The sequence below is a fragment of the Xanthomonas sp. NCPPB 3200 genome (assembly GCF_056393585.1).
In genome coordinates this window covers 1,399,013-1,420,779 of the sequence record NZ_CM150785.1, presented here as the reverse complement: position 1 = coordinate 1,420,779, position 21,767 = coordinate 1,399,013, and the positions used below count along the sequence as shown (strand labels likewise).

Genomic DNA, 21,767 nt, shown 5'->3' with positions numbered 1-21,767 from the left:
GAAGCTGACGAAGGCGGGATGACAGGCAGGCAAGGATGGCATGGGCACCGGAGCCGGCTCCCCTGCCCCGCTGTGCCGCATGCGCCACGCTTCAGCAAGGGCGTGCGTGCAGCGCCGAGGCACTCGTCATCCGGCACCAGCGCCTGCCCATGATGCCGCGATAGAGGCGCACGCAGCCCGTACGGGGTCTCGACAACGCGTGGCAGGACCTGCCCGCCACGCGCCTTCACGCAACACCGTCAGAACCAGCGGCGTTGCTCGCCGGGGCCTTCGATATTGCTGACGCAGCGGCTGCACAGTTCCGGGTGACGCGGATCGCTGCCCACGCTGGCCTGGTGGTGCCAGCAACGCACGCACTTGGCCTTGCTGGTCGGCTGCGCGCTGACGAAGATGTCGTCGGTGCTGGCCGCAGTCACGGTCACATCGCCACTGATGAACAGGAAGCGCAGCTCGTCGGCCAGCGGCTGCCAGCGCGCGGCGGTCTGCGCATCGGCGGCCACCGTGATCTCCGCTTCCAGCGCCGCGCCGATCGCCCCGTTGGCACGCATCGGCTCCAGCACCTTGGCCACCTGCTCGCGCAAGGCCAGCAGCCTGTCGACATCGGCACTGCTCAGCGCGGCGTCGGCCGGCAACGGCGCCAGGCCGTCGTACCAGGTGGCGAACAACACGTTGTCGACCCGCTTGCCCGGCAGGTAGCCCCACAGTTCCTCGGCAGTGAAGCTCAGCACCGGCGCGATCCAGCGCACGAACGCCTCGGCCACGTGATACATCGCGCTCTGCGCCGAGCGGCGGCCGCGTGCATCCTCGGCCATCGTGTACAGGCGGTCCTTGGTCACGTCCAGATACAGCGAGCCCAGGTCGACGCTGCAGAAATTCAGCAGCGCCTGCACGATTTCGGCAAAGTCGTAGCGCGCATACGCGGCAACGATCTTTTCCTGCAATTCGTGCGCGCGGTGCACGATCCAGCGGTCCAGCAGCACCATGTCGTCCAGCGCCACCAGGTGCTGCAGCGGATCGAAGCCATGCAGGTTGCCGAGCAAAAAGCGCGCGGTATTGCGCAGGCGGCGATACGCATCGGCGTTGCGCTTGAGGATCTCCTGCGACAGCGACATCTCGTTGCTGTAATCGGCCGAGGCGATCCACAGGCGCAGGATGTCCGCGCCCAGGGTCTTCATGATGTCCTGCGGCTCGATGCCGTTGCCCAACGACTTGGACATCTTGCGGCCGTGCTCGTCCACGGTGAAGCCGTGGGTCAGGCACTGCTTGTACGGCGCCGCCTTGTCCATCGCCACGCCGGTCAGCAGCGAGGACTGGAACCAGCCACGGTGCTGGTCGGAGCCTTCCAGGTACAGGTCGGCCGGCTTGGGCAGGCCGCGGTCCACCAGCACCGCCTCGTGGGTCACGCCGGAATCGAACCAAACATCCAGGATGTCGGTGATCTTGTCGTAATCGGCCGCCTCGTCGCCCAGCAGTTCGGCCGCATCCAGCGTGTACCACACGTCCACGCCGCCCAGTTCCACCCGGTCGGCGACCTGGCGCAGCAACTCGGTGCTGCGCGGATGCGGCTCGCCGGTTTCGCGATGCACGAACAAGGCGATCGGCACGCCCCAGGTGCGCTGGCGCGAGATGGTCCAGTCCGGACGACCGTCGACCATGCCGGCGATACGCGCCTGGCCCCAGGACGGATACCAGTGCACGTTGTCGATGGCCTTGAGCGCATCGGCGCGCAGGTTGGCCTGCTCCATCGAGATGAACCACTGCGGCGTGGCACGGAACGCGATCGGCGTCTTGTGCCGCCAGCAATGCGGATAGCTGTGCTCCATCTTGCTGGCCGCCAGCAACACGCCGGTATCGCGCAGCGCCTCGATGATGATGTCGTTGGCTTTCCAGATGTGCAGCCCGGCCAGCACGGTGTCGCCCAGCGGCGGCGTCGACGGCAGGTACACGCCGCGCCCGTCCACCGGGTTGATCTGCGCCGCGCCGTAACGCTCGAGCAGGCCGTACTGCTTGGAGACCTGGTAGTCCTCCTGGCCATGGCCCGGTGCGGTATGCACCGCGCCGGTACCGTCCTCGGCCGACACGTGGTCGCCCAGCAGCAGCGGAATCTCGCGCTCGGCATAGAACGGGTGGTTCAGCAGCATCTGCTCCAGCGCCGCGCCCTTGGCATGGCCGTGCACCACCACCGTGTCCACGCCATAGCGCGACAGCGCCTTGCCGGCCAGGGCCTCGGCCACCACCAACCAGCGCGGCTGGCCGCGATCGGCCGGTCCTTCGACCAGCACGTAGTCCAGTTCCGCTCCCAGGCTCACCGCCAGCGACGCCGGCAGTGTCCACGGCGTGGTGGTCCAGATCGGCACCGCCACGCCCACGCCCGCCGGCAGGCTGGCGCCGAACGCGGCAGCGACAGCCGCCGGATCACGCGCCGGATAGGCGATATCCACCGTCGGCGACAACTTGTCGGCGTATTCGATCTCGGCTTCGGCCAGCGCCGAGCCGCAATCGAAGCACCAGTGCACCGGCTTCACGCCACGGGTCAGGTGGCCGTTGTCGACCACCTTGGCCAGCGCGCGGATCTCGTTGGCTTCGAAGCGGAAATCCAGCGTCTTGTACGGGTTGTCCCAATCGCCGATCACGCCCAGGCGCTTGAAATCGCGGCGCTGCAGATCGATCTGCTCGGTGGCGTACTCGCGGCACTTCTGGCGGAACTGCGCTGCATCGAGCTTGACGCCGACCTTGCCGTACTTTTTCTCGATCGCGATCTCGATCGGCAGGCCGTGGCAATCCCAGCCCGGGATGTAGGGCGCATCGAAGCCAGCCAGGTACTTCGACTTGACGATGATGTCCTTGAGGATCTTGTTGACCGCATGGCCCAGATGGATCTGGCCATTGGCATACGGCGGGCCGTCGTGCAGCACGAACAGCGGGCGCCCTGCCGCATTGGCGCGCAGTTGCGCGTACAGCCCCTCGCGCTCCCAGCGGTCCAGCATCGCCGGCTCGCGCTTGGGCAGGTCGCCACGCATCGGGAATTCCGTCGCGGGCAGATGGAGAGTGGCTTTGTAGTCTTGGGTCACAGGTCTCTACCGTTGCGCTGGATTTTTTAATAAGTCCGCACATGGATGTGCGGGCTCTTGCGAGGGACTCGCATCATAGGCGGGCTGTTGCGAGGAACTCGCATGTGTTGCAGAAACTGCGTGCCTGTCCAACACCGCACGCGCCTGCTCGGCATCTCGATGCATCTGCACCGTCAGCGCGTCCAGGCCGTCGAACTTCTCTTCGTCGCGCAGCTTGGCGACGAATTCGACCTCGATATGCCGGCCATACAGATCGCCCTGGAAATCGAACAGATGCGCTTCCAGCAGCGGCTCCACACCGGCCACGGTCGGGCGCGTGCCAAAGCTCGAGACCGACGGCCACGGCCGCTCGGCCACGCCATGCACCCAGGTCGCGTAAATGCCCGACAGCGCCGGCGTGCGCGGAAAGCGCAGATTGGCGGTGGGATAGCCGAGGGTGCGGCCAAGCTGTTTGCCGCGCACCACCCGCCCGCCGATGGCATACGGACGGCCAAGCAATTGCCCGGCGTGCGCGAACTCGCCCGCGCCCAGCAGCTCACGGATGCGCGTGGCCGAGATGCGCTCGCCGTGCAGGTGCACCGGCGCGATTTCGCCCGCTGCAAAGCCGTATTGGGCACCAAGCGAGCGCAGCAGGCCGATATCGCCGCCACGCCGATGGCCGAAACGGAACTCCGGGCCGATCCAGACCTCTTTGGCGCACAGCCGGCCGACCAGGGCCAGGCGCACGAAGTCTTCGGCACTCATCGCCGACAGGCGACCGTCGAAACGGATCATGCCCACGCTGTCGGCACCGAAGCCGTGCAGCCCTTCGATCTTGGCGCGGGCCAGGGTCAGCCGCGGCGGCGGCGCGGCCGGGGCGAAAAACTCGCGCGGCAGCGGCTCGAAGCTCACCGCCACCGCCGGCACCCCCAGCGCGCGCGCGCGCGCGACTGCGTGCTGCACCAATGCCCGATGCCCCAGGTGCAGGCCATCGAAGGCGCCGATGCAGACCACGCTTCCGTGCGGGAACAGCGTCCCGCCCTCGACGTCTCTAAACAGCCTGCTCATTCCTCGATCCAAACAGATGCCGGCCTGCCGGCCGACCCTCGTTGATGCATAACCCGCAAGTATAGCCGTGCCTGTCAATCCGCATGGGCGCGGCCCCGGGCGGGCCTGTGCCGCCGCGTCCCGGAAGCGGGCAGACGATTGCGCGCCTTCCCGGCCCGGGATTGGCCCCGCCCACCGTCATTACGGCTGGCTGCGGACCCACTCGGCCAGTTCGGCGGACGACTAGCCCTCGCGCAGATGCCGCGGCCGCAATCCCAGCGCCACTTGCGCCACCAGGTAGGTCGCCCCACCGCTGCCGACCAGCACCGCCAGCCAGCCGATGCGATCCCACTTGTCCATCACGGTGAACGATGGCAGCCACCACAGCAGGCCCAACAGCACCGCCACCATCGCCGCGCATGCCAGCAGCAGGCGCAGCGCATAGCCAGCCCAACCCGGCCGGCGCTGGTACACGCCGGACTTGCCCAGCCAGTACCACAGCAAACCCAGGTTGAGATAACTGGATAGCGCGCTGGCAATGCCCAGCGCCAGATGCAGACCCGGCTGCTTGCCCAGCGCCTGCATCACGCCCTGCGCCTTGAGCTCGGGCGGCACCATGATCTGGTAGACCACTGCCAGCAACGCGAAGTTGAACACCATGTTGGCGATCAACGCCGCCACACCGGCACGCACCGGGGTGCGGGTGTCCTGACGGGCGTAGAAGGCCGGCAACAACACCTTGAGCATGGCGTACGCCGGCAGGCCGAAGCTCAGGCCGTAGACCGACATCGCGGTCATGCGCGTATCGAAGGCGGTGAACTGGCGGTACTGGAACAAGGTCGCCACCAGCGGCTCGGCCAGCAGCAGCAGGCCGAGCATCGCCGGCATCGCGATCAGCAGCGTGGTGCGGAACCCCCAGTCCAACGCGCCGGAGAACGCGCTGCGGTCGGTCTTGACGTGATGGCGCGCCAGCGCCGGCAGGATCACCGTGCCCAGCGCCACCCCGAACACGCCCAGCGGCAGTTCCAGGAACCGGTCGGCCAGCGACAGCCACGACTGCGAGCCGTCGGCCAGCCGCGCGGCGATCACCGTGTCCAGCATCAGGTTGATCTGCGCGATCGACGAACCGAACAGGGTCGGAATCATCAGGGTGAGCACCTTGCGCACATCCGGGTGCGTCCAGCCCCAGCGCGGCAGCGTCAGCAGGTCGATGCCCTTCAGGGCCGGCAGCTGAAACAGCAACTGCAGCGCCCCGGCCACCAGCACCGCCCAGCCCAGCGCCAGGATCGGCACATCCAGCCGCGGCGCCAGCCACAGCGCGCCGGCGATCATGCACAGGTTGAGGATCACCGGCGTCAGCGCCGGAATCGCAAACCGCTGGAAGCTGTTGAGCGCCCCGCCCGCCAGCGCGGTCAACGAGACGAACAACAGAAACGGAAACGTCAGCCGCAACAAATCGACCAGCAGGCCGTATTTATCCGGATCGGTGGCCGCTCCATCGGAAAACACCGACGCCAGCTGCGGGGTGAAGATCAGCCCCAGCGCGGTGATCAGCAGCAACATGCCGCCGAGCGTGCCGGACACCCGCGACATCAGCTCGCGCAGGTCGGTATGCGGACGGGTCTCCTTGACCTCGGTGAACACCGGCACGAAGGCGGTGGCGAACGAGCCCTCGGCAAACAGCCGACGCAGGAAATTGGGGATCCGGAACGCCACCCAGAACGCGTCGGTGACCGCATTGGCGCCGAAGGTGGTGGAGATCGCCTGGTCGCGGATCAGGCCCAACACCCGCGACACCATGGTCATACTGCTGAATGAGAGCAGGCCTCTCAACATGCCGGGCTTGCTCACGCTGCATCCCTCTTGACAACTGACTTGACGTACATAACTAAGCCCATCATACTTTCCCGCTTGCTTTTTCCACTACACCGATTTTTCAGGAACCCACCACCGTGGCCAATATCAAGTCCGCCAAGAAGCGCGCCAAGCAGACCGTCGTGCGCAATGAGCGCAACACGGGCCAGCGTTCGATGCTGCGCACCGCCGTCAAGAAGGTGATCAAGGCCCTTGACGCCAACGATGCTGCAGGCGCCGAAGCTGCTTTCGCCGTTGCCCAGCCCATCCTCGACCGTTTCAGCGCCCGTGGCCTGATTCACAAGAACAAGGCTGCGCGTCACAAGAGCCGTCTGACCGCTCGCATCAAGGCCATCAAGGCCGCGTAAGCGAGCCGTGCTGGCATCACCGCAGGCCCGGCTTGCGGTGGCATAGAAAAACCCGGCCTTGGCCGGGTTTTTTGTGTGCCTGCGCATGCGCTCAGCCGGCATTGCGCGCCTCGAGCTCGTCCTCGCGCTGCCGGTCGAAGAACGCCATGATGTCCTTCATGATCGGGAAGGTGCCATCGCGACCCAGCGCCGAGACCAGATACCACGGCGCGGTCCAGCCGAGTTCTGCCACGATCGTCTCGGCCGCAGCGCGCGCCTCGTCCTCGAACATCAGGTCGGCCTTGTTGAGCACCAGCCAGCGCGGCTTCTTCAGCAACTCCGGATCGTGGCGCTCCAGCTCGCGTTCGATGGTGCGCACCTGATCCACCGGCGACGCCTCCACCCCACCATCCATCGGCGAAATGTCCACCAGATGCAGCAGCAGACGGGTGCGCTGCAGATGGCGCAGGAACTGCGTGCCCAGCCCGGCACCGTCGGCCGCGCCCTCGATCAGGCCCGGCACGTCGGCGATGACGAAGCTGCGGTATGCCTCGACACTGACCACGCCCAGATTCGGGTACAGGGTGGTGAACGGGTAATCGGCCACCTTCGGGGTTGCCGAGGACACCGCGCGGATCAGGGTGCTCTTGCCCGCATTGGGAAAGCCCAGCAGGCCGACGTCGGCCAGCAGCTTCAGCTCCAGCTTGAGCAACCGCTCCTCGCCCTCTTCGCCGGTGGTGGACTGGCGCGGCGCGCGATTGACCGAGCTCTTGAAATGCATGTTGCCCAGGCCGCCCTTGCCGCCCTTGGCCACCAGCAGGCGATCGCCATGCTGGGTCAGGTCGCCGATGACTTCGTCGGTCTGCACGTTCATCACCACGGTGCCGACCGGCACCACGATGATGCGGTCTTCGCCGCCCTTGCCGTAGGCCTGGCGGCCCATGCCGTTCTCGCCGCGCTGCGCCTTGAAGGTCCGCTCATGCCGGAAGTCGACCAGCGTATTGACGTTCTCGTCGGCCACGATCCACACGCTGCCGCCGTTACCGCCGTCGCCACCATCGGGCCCACCGAGCGGGATGAACTTCTCGCGGCGAAAGCCGACACAGCCATTGCCGCCATTGCCGGCACTGACCAGGATTTCTGCTTCGTCGACTAACTTCATGAGCTTGCAACCGGGAATTGGGAATGGGGAATAGGGAATCGGCCAAAGAAACCAGCCTGACCCCTGCCGGCGAGCGCACTCACCAGCAAGACAGCAAGGAGCGAGAAGAGACCAGGAGCCGGCTTTTCCGATTCCCGATTCCCGATTCTCCACTCCCGGCCGTCAAACGAAAAACCCCGCAAAAGCGGGGCTTTCCGTCTCGTCCGCCAGGCAGCGATGCCTGACGGACTGGCCTGCATGGAGCGGGCGATTACGCCTCGGCAACCACGCTGACGGTGCGACGCTTCTTCGGGCCCTTGGTGGAAAACTCCACCTTGCCGTCGACCAGCGCGAACAGGGTGTGGTCACGGCCGAGGCCGACGCCGGCGCCCGGATGGAACTGGGTGCCACGCTGACGCACGATGATGTTGCCGGCATCGATGGCCTGGCCACCGAAGATCTTCACACCCAGGTACTTCGGGTTGGAATCGCGACCGTTGCGCGAGGAACCTACGCCTTTTTTGTGTGCCATGACTGGTTCTCCTTACTTCTTATCGCCACCGGCGATGCCGGTGATCTCGATTTCGGTGTAGTGCTGACGGTGTCCCTGACGCTTCATGTGGTGCTTGCGGCGACGGAACTTGATGATGCGCACCTTGTCGGCGCGGCCATGGGCCACGACCTTGGCGGTGACCGAGGCGCCCTTCAGCGCATCGCCCAGCTTGATGCCATCGCTATCGCCCAGCATCAGGACGGTGTCGAACTTGATCTCGTTGCCAGCTTCGACATCGAGCTTTTCCACGCGGAGCGTTTCGCCCTGCGCGACGCGGTATTGCTTACCGCCGGTTACCAGAACTGCGTACATGACCAGGTTTTCCTCTGTAGTTATTATGGTCGCACTGACGTGCCCTAGGGCAGACAGGAGCGGGATTGTACGGGCTTGCGGGGTTTGGGGTCAACCTGCCGGCCAGCCGGCCATGGCCCTGCCCGATCCACCCGTGCAACGCATCATCCGGCCGCCACAGGCGCCCGGTCAGACTGGCATTTGGGGCAATTGCCCTCACCTAGGTCGGCGGGTAGGCTGATCGACTGCCACTCATTCCTGCTGAGCACGCTCGCACCACTGCCGGTTCGCCGGCCCGACATCGGATCCCCCATGGCGATGGATTTCATCCGCATCCGCGGCGCGCGGACGCACAACCTCAAGAACATCGACCTCGACCTGCCTCGCGACAAACTGATCGTGATCACCGGCCTGTCCGGCTCGGGCAAGTCGTCGTTGGCGTTCGACACCATCTATGCAGAAGGCCAGCGCCGCTACGTCGAGTCGCTGTCGGCGTATGCGCGCCAGTTCCTCAGCGTGATGGAAAAGCCGGACCTGGACCACATCGAAGGCCTGTCCCCGGCGATTTCGCTCGAACAGAAGTCGACCTCGCACAACCCGCGTTCCACGGTCGGCACGATCACCGAGATCTACGACTACCTGCGCCTGCTGTACGCGCGCGTCGGTCAGCCGCGCTGCCCGGACCACGGCTTCCCGCTGGAGGCGCAGACCGTCAGCCAGATGGTCGACCACATGCTCACGCAGGACCAGGAGCAGCGTTACATGCTGCTGGCACCGGTGATCCGCGAGCGCAAGGGCGAGCATGCGCAGGTGTTCGAGCAGCTGCGCGCGCAGGGCTTTGTGCGCGTGCGCGTGGATGGCGAGCTATACGAGATCGACGCGGTGCCGCCGCTGGCGCTGCGCCAGAAGCACACCATCGAGGCGGTGATCGACCGCTTCCGTCCGCGCGAAGACATCAAGCAACGGCTGGCGGAAAGTTTCGAGACTGCGCTCAAGCTCGGCGAAGGCATGGTCGCAGTGCAGTCGCTGGACGACCCGGCCGCGGCGCCGCACCTGTTCTCGTCCAAGTACAGCTGCCCGGTCTGCGATTACTCGCTGCCGGAGCTGGAGCCGCGGCTGTTTTCGTTCAACGCACCGGTGGGCGCCTGCCCCAGCTGCGATGGCCTGGGCGTGGCCGAATTCTTCGACCCGGATCGCGTCGTGGTGCATCCGGAGCTGTCGCTGTCGGCCGGCGCGGTGCGCGGCTGGGATCGCCGCAATGCCTATTATTTCCAGCTGATCGCCTCGCTGGCCAAGCACTACAAGTTCGACGTGGACGCGGTGTGGAACACGCTGCCAGCCAAGGTGCGCCAGGCGGTGCTGTTCGGCAGCGGCGATGAGGTGATCAGTTTCACCTACTTCACCGATGCGGGCGGGCGCACCACGCGCAAGCACCGCTTCGAGGGCATCCTGCCGAACCTGGAACGCCGCTACCGCGAAACCGAATCGCCGGCCGTGCGCGAAGAGCTGACCAAGTACGTCAGCCAGCAGCCCTGCCCGGCCTGTAACGGCACGCGTCTGAACCGTGCCGCGCGCAACGTGTTCGTCGCCGACCGCCCGCTGCCCGAACTGGTGGTGCTGCCGGTCAACGAGGCGCTGAGCTTTTTCCGCGGCTTGTCGCTGCCGGGCTGGCGTGGCGAGATCGCCAGCAAGATCGTCAAGGAGATCGGCGAACGGCTGGGCTTCCTGGTCGACGTGGGCCTGGATTACCTGACCCTGGAACGCAAGGCCGATACCTTGTCCGGTGGCGAGGCGCAGCGTATCCGGCTGGCCAGCCAGATCGGCGCCGGCTTGGTCGGGGTGATGTATGTGCTGGACGAGCCATCGATCGGCCTGCATCAGCGCGACAACGAACGCCTGCTCGGCACGCTGACGCGGCTGCGCGATCTGGGCAATACCGTGATCGTCGTCGAGCATGACGAGGACGCGATCCGCCTGGCCGATTACGTGCTGGACATCGGCCCCGGCGCCGGCGTGCACGGTGGCGAAATCTGCGCGCAGGGCACGCTGCAGGACATCCTGGATGCACCCGGCTCGCTGACCGGCCAGTACCTGTCGGGCAAGCGCCGCATCGAGATTCCCAAGCAGCGCCACAAGCCCAACCCGAAGATGATGCTGCATCTGCGCGGGGCGACCGGCAACAACCTGAAGAATGTCGACCTGGATATTCCGGCCGGCCTGTTGACCTGCATCACCGGCGTGTCCGGCTCGGGCAAGTCCACGCTGATCAACGACACCTTGTTCTCGCTGGCGGCCAACGAGATCAACGGCGCCTCGCATCCGGTGGCCGCGCATCGCGAGGTGGAGAATCTAGATCTGTTCGACAAGGTCGTGGATATCGACCAGTCGCCGATCGGGCGCACGCCGCGTTCCAATCCAGCCACCTATACCGGCATGTTCACGCCGTTGCGCGAGTTGTTCGCGCAGGTGCCGGAGGCGCGCGCGCGCGGTTATTCGCCGGGCCGTTTCAGCTTCAACGTACGCGGCGGCCGCTGCGAAGCCTGCCAGGGCGATGGCCTGATCAAGGTGGAGATGCACTTCCTGCCCGACGTCTACGTGCCCTGCGATGTCTGCCACGGCAAGCGCTACAACCGCGAGACGCTGGAGATCCGCTACAAGGGTTTCAACATCAGCGACGTGCTGCAGATGACCGTCGAGGACGCGCTGCGGCTGTTCGAGCCGGTGCCGTCGATCGCACGCAAGCTGGAAACCCTGGTGGATGTGGGCCTGAGTTACATCAAGCTGGGACAGAGCGCGACCACGCTGTCCGGCGGCGAGGCGCAACGCGTCAAGTTGTCCAAGGAGCTGTCGCGCCGCGATACCGGACGCACCCTGTACATCCTCGACGAGCCGACCACCGGCCTGCACTTCCATGACATCGAAGCGCTGCTCGGCGTGCTGCACAAGCTGCGCGACGAGGGCAACACGGTGGTGGTGATCGAACACAATCTGGACGTGATCAAGACCGCCGACTGGATCGTGGATCTGGGCCCGGAAGGCGGCCATCGCGGCGGCAGCATCCTGGTCTCCGGCACGCCGGAAGATGTGGCCGCGCACAAGGCGTCCTACACCGGGCAGTTCCTGGCCAAGATGCTGCCATCGGTGAAGGCGCGCGAGACCCGGCCGGCGGCGATGGCCAACAAGCCCGATGCGCGCCCGCCACGCAAGATCAAACCGGAGAAGGTGGCGAAAGTCGCCAAGTCCGCCACCAAGAAAACCGCAAAGAAGAAGGCAAGCTGATGAGCGAAGAGCACAAGGTGTTGGCACGCATCCCGATCAGCGTGCGCTGGCGCGACATGGACAGCATGGGCCATGTCAACAACGCCAAGTACATTTCGTATCTGGAGGAAGCGCGCGTGCGCTGGATGCTGGGCGTTGAAGGCGTGGCGATGACCGACCGCATCGCGCCGGTGGTTGCGGCCACCAACGTCAACTACAAGCGCCCGCTGGTATGGCCGAACGACATCCTGGTGGAACTGTTCGTCGAGCGCCTGGGCAGCAGCAGCATCACCATCGGTCACCGCATCCTCGACCAGAAGGACGAGGGCGTGCTGTATTCCGATGGCAACGTGGTGGTGGTGTGGATCGATACGCAGACCGGCAAGAGCGCATCGCTGCCGGACGCGGTACGCGCCGCCAGCAGCTGAGATTTGCCGGTTGCGCGCTGGATCTCCAGCGCCATAAGACGACGGCGGCTCTTCCGGGAGCCGCCGTTGTTGTTTGCAGCGATCCTGTCGTGCCGCTGCGCGATACCACCGACAGGCCACGTGATCGAGACCAGACCGACACAGTGAAGTGGCAGCCTGCCTGCCACCACGCATTGGGTTTGATCGGCAACATCGCGCAGTGGGTTCTGCAAGAACTGCAACCTGCAGGCTGCAGGCTGCAGGCTGCAGCCTCGCTCGTCCACGCACTGCGCGCGCGTTTACGAGCCCGGCGCGCGCTTGCGCGCCTGCAGCGTGGTCTTGACCTCGCGGCCATCCTGCAAGGTAAAGGTCACCGGCACCTGCGCGCCTTCCTGCAGCGGCGCACGCGCTTCCATCAGCATCAGATGCAGGCCGCCCGGCGCAAGCGGCACCGACTTGCCGGCCGGCAACGCCAGCTCCGGCACCGCGCGCATGCGGCTGACGCCGTTGGTTTGCGTGGTCTCGTGGATGGACACATCGGCAAACGCACTGCTCTTGGCCGCGGTGACCTTCGACGGCTGCGCACAGCCATTGTGGAACTGCCCGAAGCCCGCTGCCATGCCCATGCCACCGGGTGGCGGAATGCGGATCCAGCCGCCCTTGAACTCGGGCAGGCACTGCGCGCCAGCGCCTGCACTTGCCAGCATCACCCATGCACCGAACACGCGTGCGTACATGCGCTGCCTGCTTCGACTGCCGTCTATCATGACCCAACCTCCAGGAGCCCCGAATGAGCATCCAGATCTTAGACCATGGCCGTCTTCGCGAAATCCGTCTGGCGCGCCCGCCGGTCAATGCACTGGACAGCGCGCTGTGCCAGGCCCTGAGCGTTGCGGTGCAGCAGGCCGGCGAGGAGACCGACGGCATCGTGCTGTCGGGCAGCGAGCGGATCTTTTCCGGTGGCATGGACGTGCCGCACCTGCTGGCGCATGGCACCGACCGCGCCGCGTTGCTGGCCAGCTGGACGGCCTTCTTCGAGGCCGCGCAGGCGCTGGCCAACAGCCGCGTGCCGGTGGTCGCGGCCATCGGCGGGCATGCGCCGGCCGGCGGCTGCGTGCTGGCGCTGTGCTGCGACTACCGGGTGATGGCACGCAGCGCCGATACCGCCAAACCGTATGCGATCGGCTTGAACGAGGTGCAGGTGGGCCTGGCTGCGCCGGAAGGCATCCAGCGCCTGCTGCGCCGCGTGGTCGGCGCGCACCGCGCCGAGCGCCTGCTGATCTCCGGGCAGCTGCTGCCGGCCGAGCAGGCGGTCACGATCGGCCTGGTCGACGAACTGGTCGATGGCGAATTGGTCACCGCCCGCGCGGTGGCCTGGCTGCAGGACCTGCAGCAGCTGCCGCGCCAGCCGATGCTGGCCACGCGCGCGATTGCCCGCGCCGATCTGCGCGCGGCACTGGCGCCGGAGCTGATCCAGCTGGAGCGCTTCATCGACGGCTGGTACGCGCCGGATGCGCAGGCCGCCTTGCACGGCCTGGTGGCGCGGCTGCAGAAGGCCTGAAGGCGCTCCCGCACGGCGCGCAGGGGGCGGCCCGCTATAATCGCGGTCCGTCGCACGCCCAGGCCAGCCCCTTGTCCGCCACTGCCGAACCCGTCGTCTCCGAACTGATCAGCCTGCTGTCGCTGGAGCGCCTGGAAGACAACCTGTTCCGCGGCCAGAGCCGCGATATCGGCACCAAGTACGTGTTCGGCGGACAGGTGCTGGGCCAGGCGCTGGCCGCCGCGCAGGCCACCGTGGACAACGGGCGCCAGGCGCACTCCCTGCATGCCTATTTCCTGCGCGCCGGCAACATCGACCACCCGATCGTCTACGACGTCGATCGCACCCGCGATGGCGGCAGTTTTTCGGTGCGCCGGGTCACTGCGATCCAGCATGGCAAGGTGATCTTCTTCTGCGCGGCCTCGTTCCAGCAGCGCGAAGACGGCGCCGAACACCAGTCCGCGATGCCGGTGGTGCCGCCGCCCGAAGACATCGAACCCACCCCGCCGCTGGCGGCGGAGGTGCTGGAGAAACTGCCTGCCAAGGTGCAGCGCTGGCTGTCGCGTGGCGGCCCGTTCGAGTTTCGCCATGTGTTTCCGCGCGACGAACTCAAGCCGCCCAAGCGCCCGCCCTTCCAGCAGATGTGGCTGCGCCTGAGCGACCCGGTCGGCGACGACGTCGGCCTGCACCAGGCCTTGCTGGCCTATGCCTCGGATTTTCAGCTGCTGGGCACCTCCACCTTTCCGCATGGCATCAGCTACTACACGCCGAATGTGCAGATGGCCTCGCTCGATCACGCACTGTGGTTCCACCGCCCGTTCCGCACCGACGACTGGCTGCTGTACTCACTCGACAGCCCCACCGCACAGGGTTCGCGCGGCCTGGCGCGCGGGCAGTTCTTCACCCGCGATGGCGTGCTGGTCGCCAGCACCACCCAGGAAGGCCTGATCCGGGTGGTGCCCGACGGCAGCGCGATCGCGGTGCCGGCAAACGACTCGCCATGTTGATCGCTGCACCGCGTTCGTCGCGCGCAGGCATGCTGATGGCCGCCTGCACTTTCCGGCCTGGATCGACGTCCTTGCCGCTCCTTTCTTTCAGCTCGAGCAAGCGCATTCGCAGCGCGCCCTGCTCGGCAATCGCTGGCACCCCTTAAGCATGCGCAAGATCTTCAGCAGTCAACGTATCGAAACCGCCGAAGGCGTGGCCGATCTCCTGCGCAACGCCGGTATCGACGTGCGCATGAGCAACGGCCGCTCCTACGAGAGCAAGCGCAGCGGCCAGTTCAGCTATCTCGAACAGGGCAACGCCCAGGCCTACCCCACGGTGTGGATCGTGCACGCCGACGACCAGCCGCGCGCCCGCGATCTGCTGCGCGACGCACGCCTGCTCGACACCACCCGCCGCGACCTGCCGAATGTGGAGTACACCTTCCGCGACGGCGAAAACGGCTCGAGCACCAATGCGCGCAGCTGGGCCTGGCGCATCCGGCTGGTGCTGCTGCTGGTGATCGGCGCGGTCGCCATGTTCGTGGTGCTGCGCCATCGCAATGCCCCGGATGCGGCCAGGCCAGTGGCAACGCCGGCCGCGCAGCCAGCGCCCGCCACCACCGCACCGCCCGCCGCAGAGGACGACGAAGTGCGTGTACGGATCCAGCCGGCGCGCTGAGCGCAGTCACCCGGCGGTGCGCCAGGCGCCACCGCCATCACGTTGGTCACATCCGCTGCTCGCCTGCGTCATGCTGGGACCAGGACATGGATTGCGCCGATGCACACCGACACGCTGGACCTGATGTTGCAACGCGAATTGCCGGTCGCCGCCGCCGGCTGCCAGCAGGCCTACGGCCGCATCGTGCGCGCCTGCCAGAACACGGTGACCGCCATCGCGCTGGCGATCACCCGCGATATCGCCGCCAGCGAAGACATCGCCCAGGAAGCCTTTCTGCGCGCCTGGCAGCGGCTGGCGCAATTGCATCAGCCGGCTAGTTTCCTGCCGTGGCTGCGGCAGATCACCCGCAACCTGGCGCGCGACTGGCTGCGCGCCAACCGGCATCGCGCGCTCAGCGGCGAAGCGGCGGACCTGGCGATCGCGATGGCTGCCGACCCGGCCCCCTCGCCCGCCGACCAGTTGCTGCAGGTGGAAGAAGAGATCGCCGCGCTCGACATCATTTCTGCATTGCCCGAAGAGAGCCGCGAGACGCTGCTGCTGTTTTATCGCGAAGGCCAGAGTTCGCGGCAGGTCGCTTCGCTGCTCGGACTGAGCGATGCGGCCGTGCGCAAACGCCTGTCGCGGGCACGTGCCAGCGTGCGCGGCGAGCTGCTGCGCCGGTTCGGCGAGTTCGCCCGTGCCAGCGCGCCCAGCGTGGCCTTTGCCACCGCGGTGACCTCGGCAACCCTGCTGGCCGCGCCGGGGACCGCGAGCGCGGCCATCGTGCTGACCGGCATGGGGGGCGCGGGCAAATTAGGCGTGAGCGGGCTGACCGGCTCGGCCCTGGGCGGGGGTAGCGCCGCCGGTGCGCTAAGCCTCTGGCTCGGCCTGCCATCGCTATTCGCCGCCGGCGCCGTGCTGGTTGCCGGCGTCGGCACGTACTGGTCGTGCTGGTATCTGCTGCGCTTTGCGCAGACCGCCGCCGAAGCAGCGGCGATTCGTCGTTTCCTGCACATCACCACACTAACGTCGGTGCTGGTGGTGGGCAGCACGCTGCTGCTCAAACGCCTGGATGCCGGCGCATGGACGTCGCTGCTGTTGCTGGGCGCAGGCATGGCGGTGCTCAACTACCAATCCATCCGGGTGCTGCCACGCGTCATGCGCCCGATGCTGGAACGCGATGCGCAACGACGCGGCACCACGCGGGCACCGCTGCTGTATCGCTGCATGTTCAGCCCGGCCGCGATGCTGGTGAGCACGGCGGCGGTCATGCTGCCCATCGTGCGGCACTACATGAAGCTGGGGATGCTCTGATCCCGGCGTGAGCTCATCGCCGCATGCGGCAAGTGCGGCCATTCCAATCAACAAAAACGGCCTCCTGCTTGCGCGGGAGGCCGTTGGTCGATCGGCGCCTTGTTGCGTGTTGCGGTTTACATGCTGCGTGTGACGTCAGTGCTGCCCCGGTCGCAGCACTGCGACCGGGTAAGCGACTGGATGAACTCAGTTGCCCGCGGCAGGCTTGGCCGGCATCGGACGCTTGCCGTGATCGCCATGCTCGCCCTGACCCCAGCGGCCATGCTCGCCGCGCTGCTTGGATGCGGCATCGAACTCGGCCTTGCTCAACTTGCCGTCCTTGTCGGTATCAGCCTTGGCAAACCATGCATCGCGATGCTGCTGCATGCGCAGCTCACGGTCGGCGCGATCGACAAAGCCGTCCTTGTTGATGTCCATCTCATCGAAGCGCCCGGCGAACTTGGGGTCGGCCTTGGCCTCTTCGCGGCTGATGCGGCCGTCCTTGTTGGTGTCGAGCTTGCTCAGCCATTCGCCGCGTCCACCGCGCCCCGGGCCGCGATGATGCGGGCGCTCGTCGCGCGACAGCTTGCCGTCCTTGTTGGTGTCCAGCGTGTCGAACTGTGCGGCCAGCTTGGGGTCGGCGGCGGCTTCGCTGCGATCGATCACGCCATCGCCGTTCTTGTCGAGTTTGGCAGGACGCGGCGCATCGCCGGCTGCGGGCGGAGCGGCGAACACCGCGCCGGTGGACAGGGCAGCCAGCACGGCCAGTGCGAAAAACGGTTTGCGAGACGTCATGAGAAACTCCTGGAATGTGGGAACCACACGCGGCACCTGCATGGGCCGCATCGCGTGGGTGGCGCATCCGGATCCACCGTGCGCTGCCACCAACACCCACATCAACGAGCCATCGGCGTGCGCGTTGACGCGGCAACCGGGCGTATTCATCCGGCGGACAGTCGCCGCCGTTGCGACGCGCAGGCGCTATCCTGACGCCATGGCCATCCACGCCGACACCCATGACGACCTGCGCCTGTTCCAGACCGGCGAGCATGCCTGTGGCTACTGGTCCGAGCGCCGTGCGCGCGACCTGGTGCTGGATCCACACGACCCGCGTCTGGGTGCGATCTATCCGCAGGCCTTGGCATGGGGATTCCGTCGCTCCGGTGATCTGGTCTACCGGCCGCATTGCGAACGTTGCCGCGCCTGCGTGCCGGTGCGCATCGCGGTGGATGCGTTCCGGCCCGATCGCAGCCAGCGCCGTTGCCTGGCGCGCAACCAGGACCTGGTGGTGCGCGTGGTCGCTGCCGAGCGCACCGACGAACAACTCGCGTTGTACCGGCAGTACCTCAAGCACCGCCATCCTGGCGGCGGCATGGACGAACACGGCGCCACCGAATTCGACCAGTTCCTGATCGGCGGCTGGTCGCATGGACGCTTCCTGGAAATCCGCGAACCGGCGGTGGCGCATGCGCCTGGGCGGCTGCTCGCCGTTGCGGTCACCGATGTCACCGAGCATGCGTTGTCGGCGGTCTATACGTTTTACGCAACGGATGCCACTGCGCGCAGCCTGGGCACCTTTGCGATCCTGCAGCAGATCCAGTGGGCGCAACGCGAGCGCCGCGCGCATGTGTATCTGGGCTACTGGATCGACGGCCATGCCAAGATGAACTACAAGCGCCGCTTCAGCGCGCTGGAGGCCTACGACGGCCGCCAGTGGCGCGGGCTTCCTGCCGCTGCACCGGAAGGGTGAACCCCGCCGGGACGACATCGGGCTGTCGTCTTGCACATGCGAGAATGTGGCGATGATCAGACCTCTCTTACTGCTTGCGCTGACCGCGCTCTGCGCCGCCTGCGCCCATCAGGCGACCTCTCCGGAGACAAGCGCCAAGGCAACTGCCGCCTCCGCGCCGGCCCAGCTGCGCATCGCGACCTACAACACCTCGCTGTATTCGGATCAGGCCGGCGGCCTGGTGCGCGAACTGCAGGGCGACAGCGCGCATGCGCGCAAGATCGCCGCGGTGCTGCAGCGGGTGCGTCCGGATCTGGTGCTGCTCAACGAGTTCGACTTCGACCCCGAGCACCGCGCCGCCGATCTGTTCCAGCAGCGCTATCTGCAGGTCGCCCAGCCGAGCGGCGGCGCAGCGTTGCGCTACCCGTATCGCTACCTGGCCCCGGTCAATACCGGCGTGCCGAGCGGCCTGGATCTGGACAACAACGGCAGCGTCGGTGGCGATGGCCGCACCCGCGGCAACGATGCCTGGGGTTACGGATTGCATCCCGGCCAGTACGGCATGCTGGTGCTGTCGCGCTACCCGATCGACACGCAGGCGGTGCGCAGTTTCCAGTTGCTGAAATGGAGTGCGCTGCCGGGTGCGCTGCGCCCGACCGACCCGTCCAGCAAACAAGCGTTCTATCGCGACGCGATCTGGGCGCAGCTGCGGCTGTCGTCCAAATCGCATTGGGACGTGCCGGTGCGCACGCCGCTCGGTGTGGTGCACGCGCTGGTCTCGCACCCCACCCCGCCGGTGTTCGATGGCGCCGAGAAGCGTAACGTCGCCCGCAACCACGACGAGCTGCGGCTGTGGCGCGAGTATCTGGACAATCCCAAGGACGCCAGCTGGCTGTGCGACGACCAGGGCCGCTGCGGCGGGCTGCCCGCCGACGCGCGCTTCGTCATTCTCGGCGACCTCAATAACGACCCGGTCGACGGCGCCGGCAGGCACGATGCGATCCGCGCCTTGATCACGCACCCGCGGGTGCTGCAGTACCCCACGCCGCACAGTGCAGGCGGCCCGGAAAAAACCGCCGAATACGCCGCGCAAGGCATTGCACATGCGGGCGACCCACACCAGGTCACCGGCGACTTCGGGCCGCAGGCGGGCACGATGCGGCTGGACTACGTGCTGCCTTCGCGCCAGTTCACCCTGGTCGGCAGCGGCATCTTCTGGCCCGCCAGCGCCACGCCGGAAGCGGCGATCGCCGATGGCAGCGATCATCATGCGGTTTGGGTGGATGTGGCTGGGGCGCAGTGATTCGGCAGCGGTGATTCGGGATTGGGGATTTGACGCGTCGGGTGGTTGCTTGTTTCGTGGCGCGATTGCGGCTGGTCGCCGCAACCGCGCCATGACCCGCGCAGCGCTCAGTCCAGCCGGATCTGCACTGCCTCTGCGGCTACCCGCGCCTTCTCGCGCGCGGCGTCGATGCTGTCCGCGCGCGCCAGCGTGACGCCGACGCGGCGGTGACCGTCCACGCGCGGCTTGCCGAACAGGCGCAGTGCGGTGTCCGGGTCGCGCAAAGCCTGCGCGACATTGTCGAAGGCCGGCACGCCATGACCGTGCGCCAGCAGCGCGCACGAGGCCGACGGGCCGCTCTGACGGATCACGCCGCCGTTTTCCGCACCGACCGGCAGGCCGAGAATCGCGCGTGCATGCAGGGCGAATTCGCTCAGCTCCTGCGAGACCAGCGTGACCAGGCCGGTGTCGTGCGGGCGTGGCGAGACCTCGCTGAACCACACCTCGTCGCCCTTGACGAACAATTCCACGCCGAACAGGCCCAGACCGCCCAGGTCGTCGGTGATGGCCTGCGCAATCTGCTGCGAGCGCTGCAAGGCGGCCGCTGACATCGGCTGCGGCTGCCAGCTCTCGCGGTAGTCGCCGTCCTTCTGCCAATGCCCGATCGGGTCGCAGAACGAGGTGCCGCCGGCATGCCGCACGGTCAACAAGGTGATCTCGTAATCGAAGTCGATGAAGCCCTCGACGATGCAGCGGCCGGCACCGGCACGTCCGCCGGTCTGCGCGTAGTCCCAGGCCGCCTCGATGTCCGCTTCGCTGCGCAGGGTGCTCTGGCCCTTGCCCGAGGACGACATCACCGGCTTGACCACGCACGGCAGACCCACGGCGACGATCGCCTCGCGATACTCGGCAGCCGTGTTGACGAAGCGATACGGCGAGGTCGGCAGGCCCAGTGTTTCGGCAGCCAGGCGACGGATGCCCTCGCGGTCCATGGTCAGGCGTGCGGCGCGCGCGGTCGGGATAACCCGCTGGCCCTGCTCGCGCTCCAGCGCGAGCAGCGTTTCGGTATGGATCGCCTCGATCTCCGGCACGATCAGATGCGGCTGCTCCTGGGCGATCAGCGCGCGCAGCGCCTGGGGATCGAGCATGTCCAGCACATGCGAGCGGTGCGCGACCTGCATCGCCGGCGCGTCGGCATAGCGATCGGCGGCGATCACTTCCACCCCGAAGCGCTGCAATTCGATCGCCACTTCCTTGCCCAGCTCGCCCGAGCCCAGCAACAACACGCGGATGGCGGAAGGCGACAACGGCGTGCCGAGAGTAGTCATGAGCGCGGTCCAGATCGGGAGGGGGCCGCCATTCTAACGGGCCGTCACCACGGCCGCCGACCGCACGACTTGCAGAGACTGATATCACTTTGATATCTTTTTTCCACTCCCCAAGGACACCCACCTCATGAAAGAGAAGCCGATCAGCTCACTGCCGGGCATTCCGGTCATCCTCGCCGCTGGCGCCGCGTTCGCGGGCGCCGCCTGGTTCATTCTCACGACCCTGGCGGCCGGCAGCCCGACTCCAGCCGGGTTCCTGATTGCGCTGTTGGTGGTGGCGGCGGGCATCTTCATGCTGGCCGGCCTGTACACGCTGGAGCCGAACCAGGCGGCGGTGCTGAGCCTGTTCGGCAAGTACGTCGGCACGGTCAAGGACCCGGGCCTGCGCTGGAACAGCCCCTTCTATGCCAAGCGCCGGGTCAGCCAGCGCGTGCGCAACTTCGAGAGCGGCCGGCTCAAGGTCAACGAACTGGACGGCAGCCCGATCGAGATCGCCGCGGTCATCGTGTGGCAGGTGCTGGACGCTTCCGAGGCGGTCTACAACGTCGACGATTACGAAAGCTTCGTGCATATCCAGTCCGAAGCGGCGCTACGCGCGATGGCCACCAGCTACCCGTACGACCAGCACGAAGACGATCAGATCTCGCTGCGCAGCCATCCGGCCGAAATCAGCGAACAACTCAAGCGCCATCTGGACGAGCGCCTGACCCAGGCCGGCGTGGACGTGATCGAAGCACGCATCAGCCACCTCGCCTACGCGCCGGAAATCGCCCAGGCCATGCTGCAACGCCAGCAGGCCAATGCGGTGATCGCCGCACGCACGCGCATCGTCGCCGGTGCGGTGGGCATGGTCGAAATGGCGCTGGCCGAGCTACAGAAAAACGGCGTGGTGCAGTTGGACGAAGAGCGCAAGGCGCACATGGTCAGCAACCTGCTCACCGTGTTGTGTTCTGATCGTGGCACCCAACCGGTGGTCAACGCCGGCTCGCTGTATTGAGGTGAT

At 66.8% G+C, this 21,767-nt stretch carries 19 protein-coding genes; 10 read left to right on the top strand and 9 right to left on the bottom strand.

The window, feature by feature from the left end; translation table 11 throughout:
* Positions 1-239 precede the first annotated feature (239 nt).
* The 3 genes from ileS to murJ form a co-directional block, all read right to left on the bottom strand.
* A complete protein-coding gene (gene ileS, locus AC06DU_RS06125) occupies positions 240-3,071 on the bottom strand; it encodes an isoleucine--tRNA ligase (RefSeq protein WP_478203803.1) in 2,832 nt (943 codons plus the stop codon).
* Positions 3,072-3,077: 6 nt separating this feature from the next.
* Positions 3,078-4,118 (bottom strand): bifunctional riboflavin kinase/FAD synthetase, encoded by a 1,041-nt coding sequence (locus AC06DU_RS06120; protein WP_478203802.1) that lies wholly within the window; start codon positions 4,116-4,118, stop codon positions 3,078-3,080.
* Positions 4,119-4,340: 222 nt separating this feature from the next.
* Positions 4,341-5,933 carry a murein biosynthesis integral membrane protein MurJ gene (gene murJ / locus AC06DU_RS06115; protein ID WP_184551549.1) on the bottom strand — a complete coding sequence of 531 codons (1,593 nt, stop codon included), beginning with the start codon at positions 5,931-5,933 and terminating at the stop codon, positions 4,341-4,343.
* Positions 5,934-6,049: 116 nt separating this feature from the next.
* Between murJ and rpsT the strand changes: the two genes are divergently transcribed.
* Positions 6,050-6,319 (top strand): 30S ribosomal protein S20, encoded by a 270-nt coding sequence (rpsT, locus tag AC06DU_RS06110; RefSeq protein ID WP_002807888.1) that lies wholly within the window; start codon positions 6,050-6,052, stop codon positions 6,317-6,319.
* A 91-nt stretch (positions 6,320-6,410) separates the two neighbouring features.
* Here rpsT and obgE read toward each other — a convergent pair whose 3' ends face one another.
* From obgE to rplU, 3 genes are all read right to left on the bottom strand, one after another.
* On the bottom strand, positions 6,411-7,460 hold the full coding sequence (obgE, locus tag AC06DU_RS06105; RefSeq protein WP_016901714.1) for a GTPase ObgE: 1,050 nt from the start codon (positions 7,458-7,460) through the stop codon (positions 6,411-6,413).
* Between the two features lie 250 nt (positions 7,461-7,710).
* Positions 7,711-7,971: a 50S ribosomal protein L27 gene (gene rpmA / locus AC06DU_RS06100; protein ID WP_003484326.1), complete on the bottom strand. Its 261-nt coding sequence runs from the start codon at positions 7,969-7,971 to the stop codon at positions 7,711-7,713.
* Between the two features lie 12 nt (positions 7,972-7,983).
* The gene (gene rplU, locus AC06DU_RS06095) at positions 7,984-8,304 is read right to left on the bottom strand and encodes a 50S ribosomal protein L21 (RefSeq protein WP_046342025.1); all 321 of its coding nucleotides are present in this window, start codon (positions 8,302-8,304) and stop codon (positions 7,984-7,986) included.
* A gap of 291 nt (positions 8,305-8,595) precedes the next feature.
* Here rplU and uvrA point away from each other — a divergent pair, with 291 nt between their 5' ends.
* Positions 8,596-11,562 (top strand): excinuclease ABC subunit UvrA, encoded by a 2,967-nt coding sequence (gene uvrA, locus AC06DU_RS06090; protein ID WP_478203801.1) that lies wholly within the window; start codon positions 8,596-8,598, stop codon positions 11,560-11,562.
* The gene (locus AC06DU_RS06085) at positions 11,562-11,969 is read left to right on the top strand and encodes an acyl-CoA thioesterase (protein WP_016901710.1); all 408 of its coding nucleotides are present in this window, start codon (positions 11,562-11,564) and stop codon (positions 11,967-11,969) included. The genes uvrA and AC06DU_RS06085 overlap by 1 nt, the downstream gene beginning before the upstream one ends.
* Before the next feature lie 278 nt (positions 11,970-12,247).
* Here the strand turns inward: AC06DU_RS06085 and AC06DU_RS06080 are convergent, their stop codons facing one another.
* Positions 12,248-12,685, bottom strand: a complete 438-nt coding sequence (locus AC06DU_RS06080; RefSeq protein WP_478203800.1) for a copper chaperone PCu(A)C — start codon at positions 12,683-12,685, stop codon at positions 12,248-12,250.
* A gap of 53 nt (positions 12,686-12,738) precedes the next feature.
* Here AC06DU_RS06080 and AC06DU_RS06075 point away from each other — a divergent pair, with 53 nt between their 5' ends.
* From AC06DU_RS06075 to AC06DU_RS06060, 4 genes are all read left to right on the top strand, one after another.
* Positions 12,739-13,509, top strand: a complete 771-nt coding sequence (locus AC06DU_RS06075) for an enoyl-CoA hydratase/isomerase family protein (protein WP_046342022.1) — start codon at positions 12,739-12,741, stop codon at positions 13,507-13,509.
* Between the two features lie 71 nt (positions 13,510-13,580).
* The gene (gene tesB / locus AC06DU_RS06070; RefSeq protein WP_016901707.1) at positions 13,581-14,495 is read left to right on the top strand and encodes an acyl-CoA thioesterase II; all 915 of its coding nucleotides are present in this window, start codon (positions 13,581-13,583) and stop codon (positions 14,493-14,495) included.
* A 148-nt stretch (positions 14,496-14,643) separates the two neighbouring features.
* Positions 14,644-15,153 carry a putative signal transducing protein gene (locus AC06DU_RS06065; RefSeq protein ID WP_184615350.1) on the top strand — a complete coding sequence of 170 codons (510 nt, stop codon included), beginning with the start codon at positions 14,644-14,646 and terminating at the stop codon, positions 15,151-15,153.
* A 99-nt stretch (positions 15,154-15,252) separates the two neighbouring features.
* Positions 15,253-16,446: an RNA polymerase sigma factor gene (locus AC06DU_RS06060; RefSeq protein ID WP_184615352.1), complete on the top strand. Its 1,194-nt coding sequence runs from the start codon at positions 15,253-15,255 to the stop codon at positions 16,444-16,446.
* Positions 16,447-16,632: 186 nt separating this feature from the next.
* Here AC06DU_RS06060 and AC06DU_RS06055 read toward each other — a convergent pair whose 3' ends face one another.
* The gene (locus tag AC06DU_RS06055; protein WP_425598420.1) at positions 16,633-17,370 is read right to left on the bottom strand and encodes an EF-hand domain-containing protein; all 738 of its coding nucleotides are present in this window, start codon (positions 17,368-17,370) and stop codon (positions 16,633-16,635) included.
* On the opposite strand from AC06DU_RS06055, the gene AC06DU_RS06050 reads away from it, so the two are divergent.
* Entirely contained in the window at positions 17,261-18,175 is a 915-nt protein-coding gene (locus AC06DU_RS06050; protein WP_184615500.1) for an arginyltransferase, read from the top strand. The two genes, AC06DU_RS06055 and AC06DU_RS06050, sit on opposite strands and share 110 nt — an antisense overlap.
* Positions 18,176-18,227: 52 nt before the next feature.
* Complete coding sequence (locus AC06DU_RS06045) at positions 18,228-19,457, top strand: endonuclease/exonuclease/phosphatase family protein (RefSeq protein WP_260286113.1); 1,230 nt, start codon at positions 18,228-18,230, stop codon at positions 19,455-19,457.
* Positions 19,458-19,564: 107 nt separating this feature from the next.
* On the opposite strand, the gene purT is transcribed toward AC06DU_RS06045, so the two are convergent.
* The gene (gene purT, locus AC06DU_RS06040; RefSeq protein ID WP_184615356.1) at positions 19,565-20,764 is read right to left on the bottom strand and encodes a formate-dependent phosphoribosylglycinamide formyltransferase; all 1,200 of its coding nucleotides are present in this window, start codon (positions 20,762-20,764) and stop codon (positions 19,565-19,567) included.
* A 127-nt stretch (positions 20,765-20,891) separates the two neighbouring features.
* Here purT and AC06DU_RS06035 point away from each other — a divergent pair, with 127 nt between their 5' ends.
* Complete coding sequence (locus tag AC06DU_RS06035) at positions 20,892-21,761, top strand: SPFH domain-containing protein (protein ID WP_016901700.1); 870 nt, start codon at positions 20,892-20,894, stop codon at positions 21,759-21,761.
* The last annotated feature ends 6 nt before the right edge of the window (positions 21,762-21,767 follow it).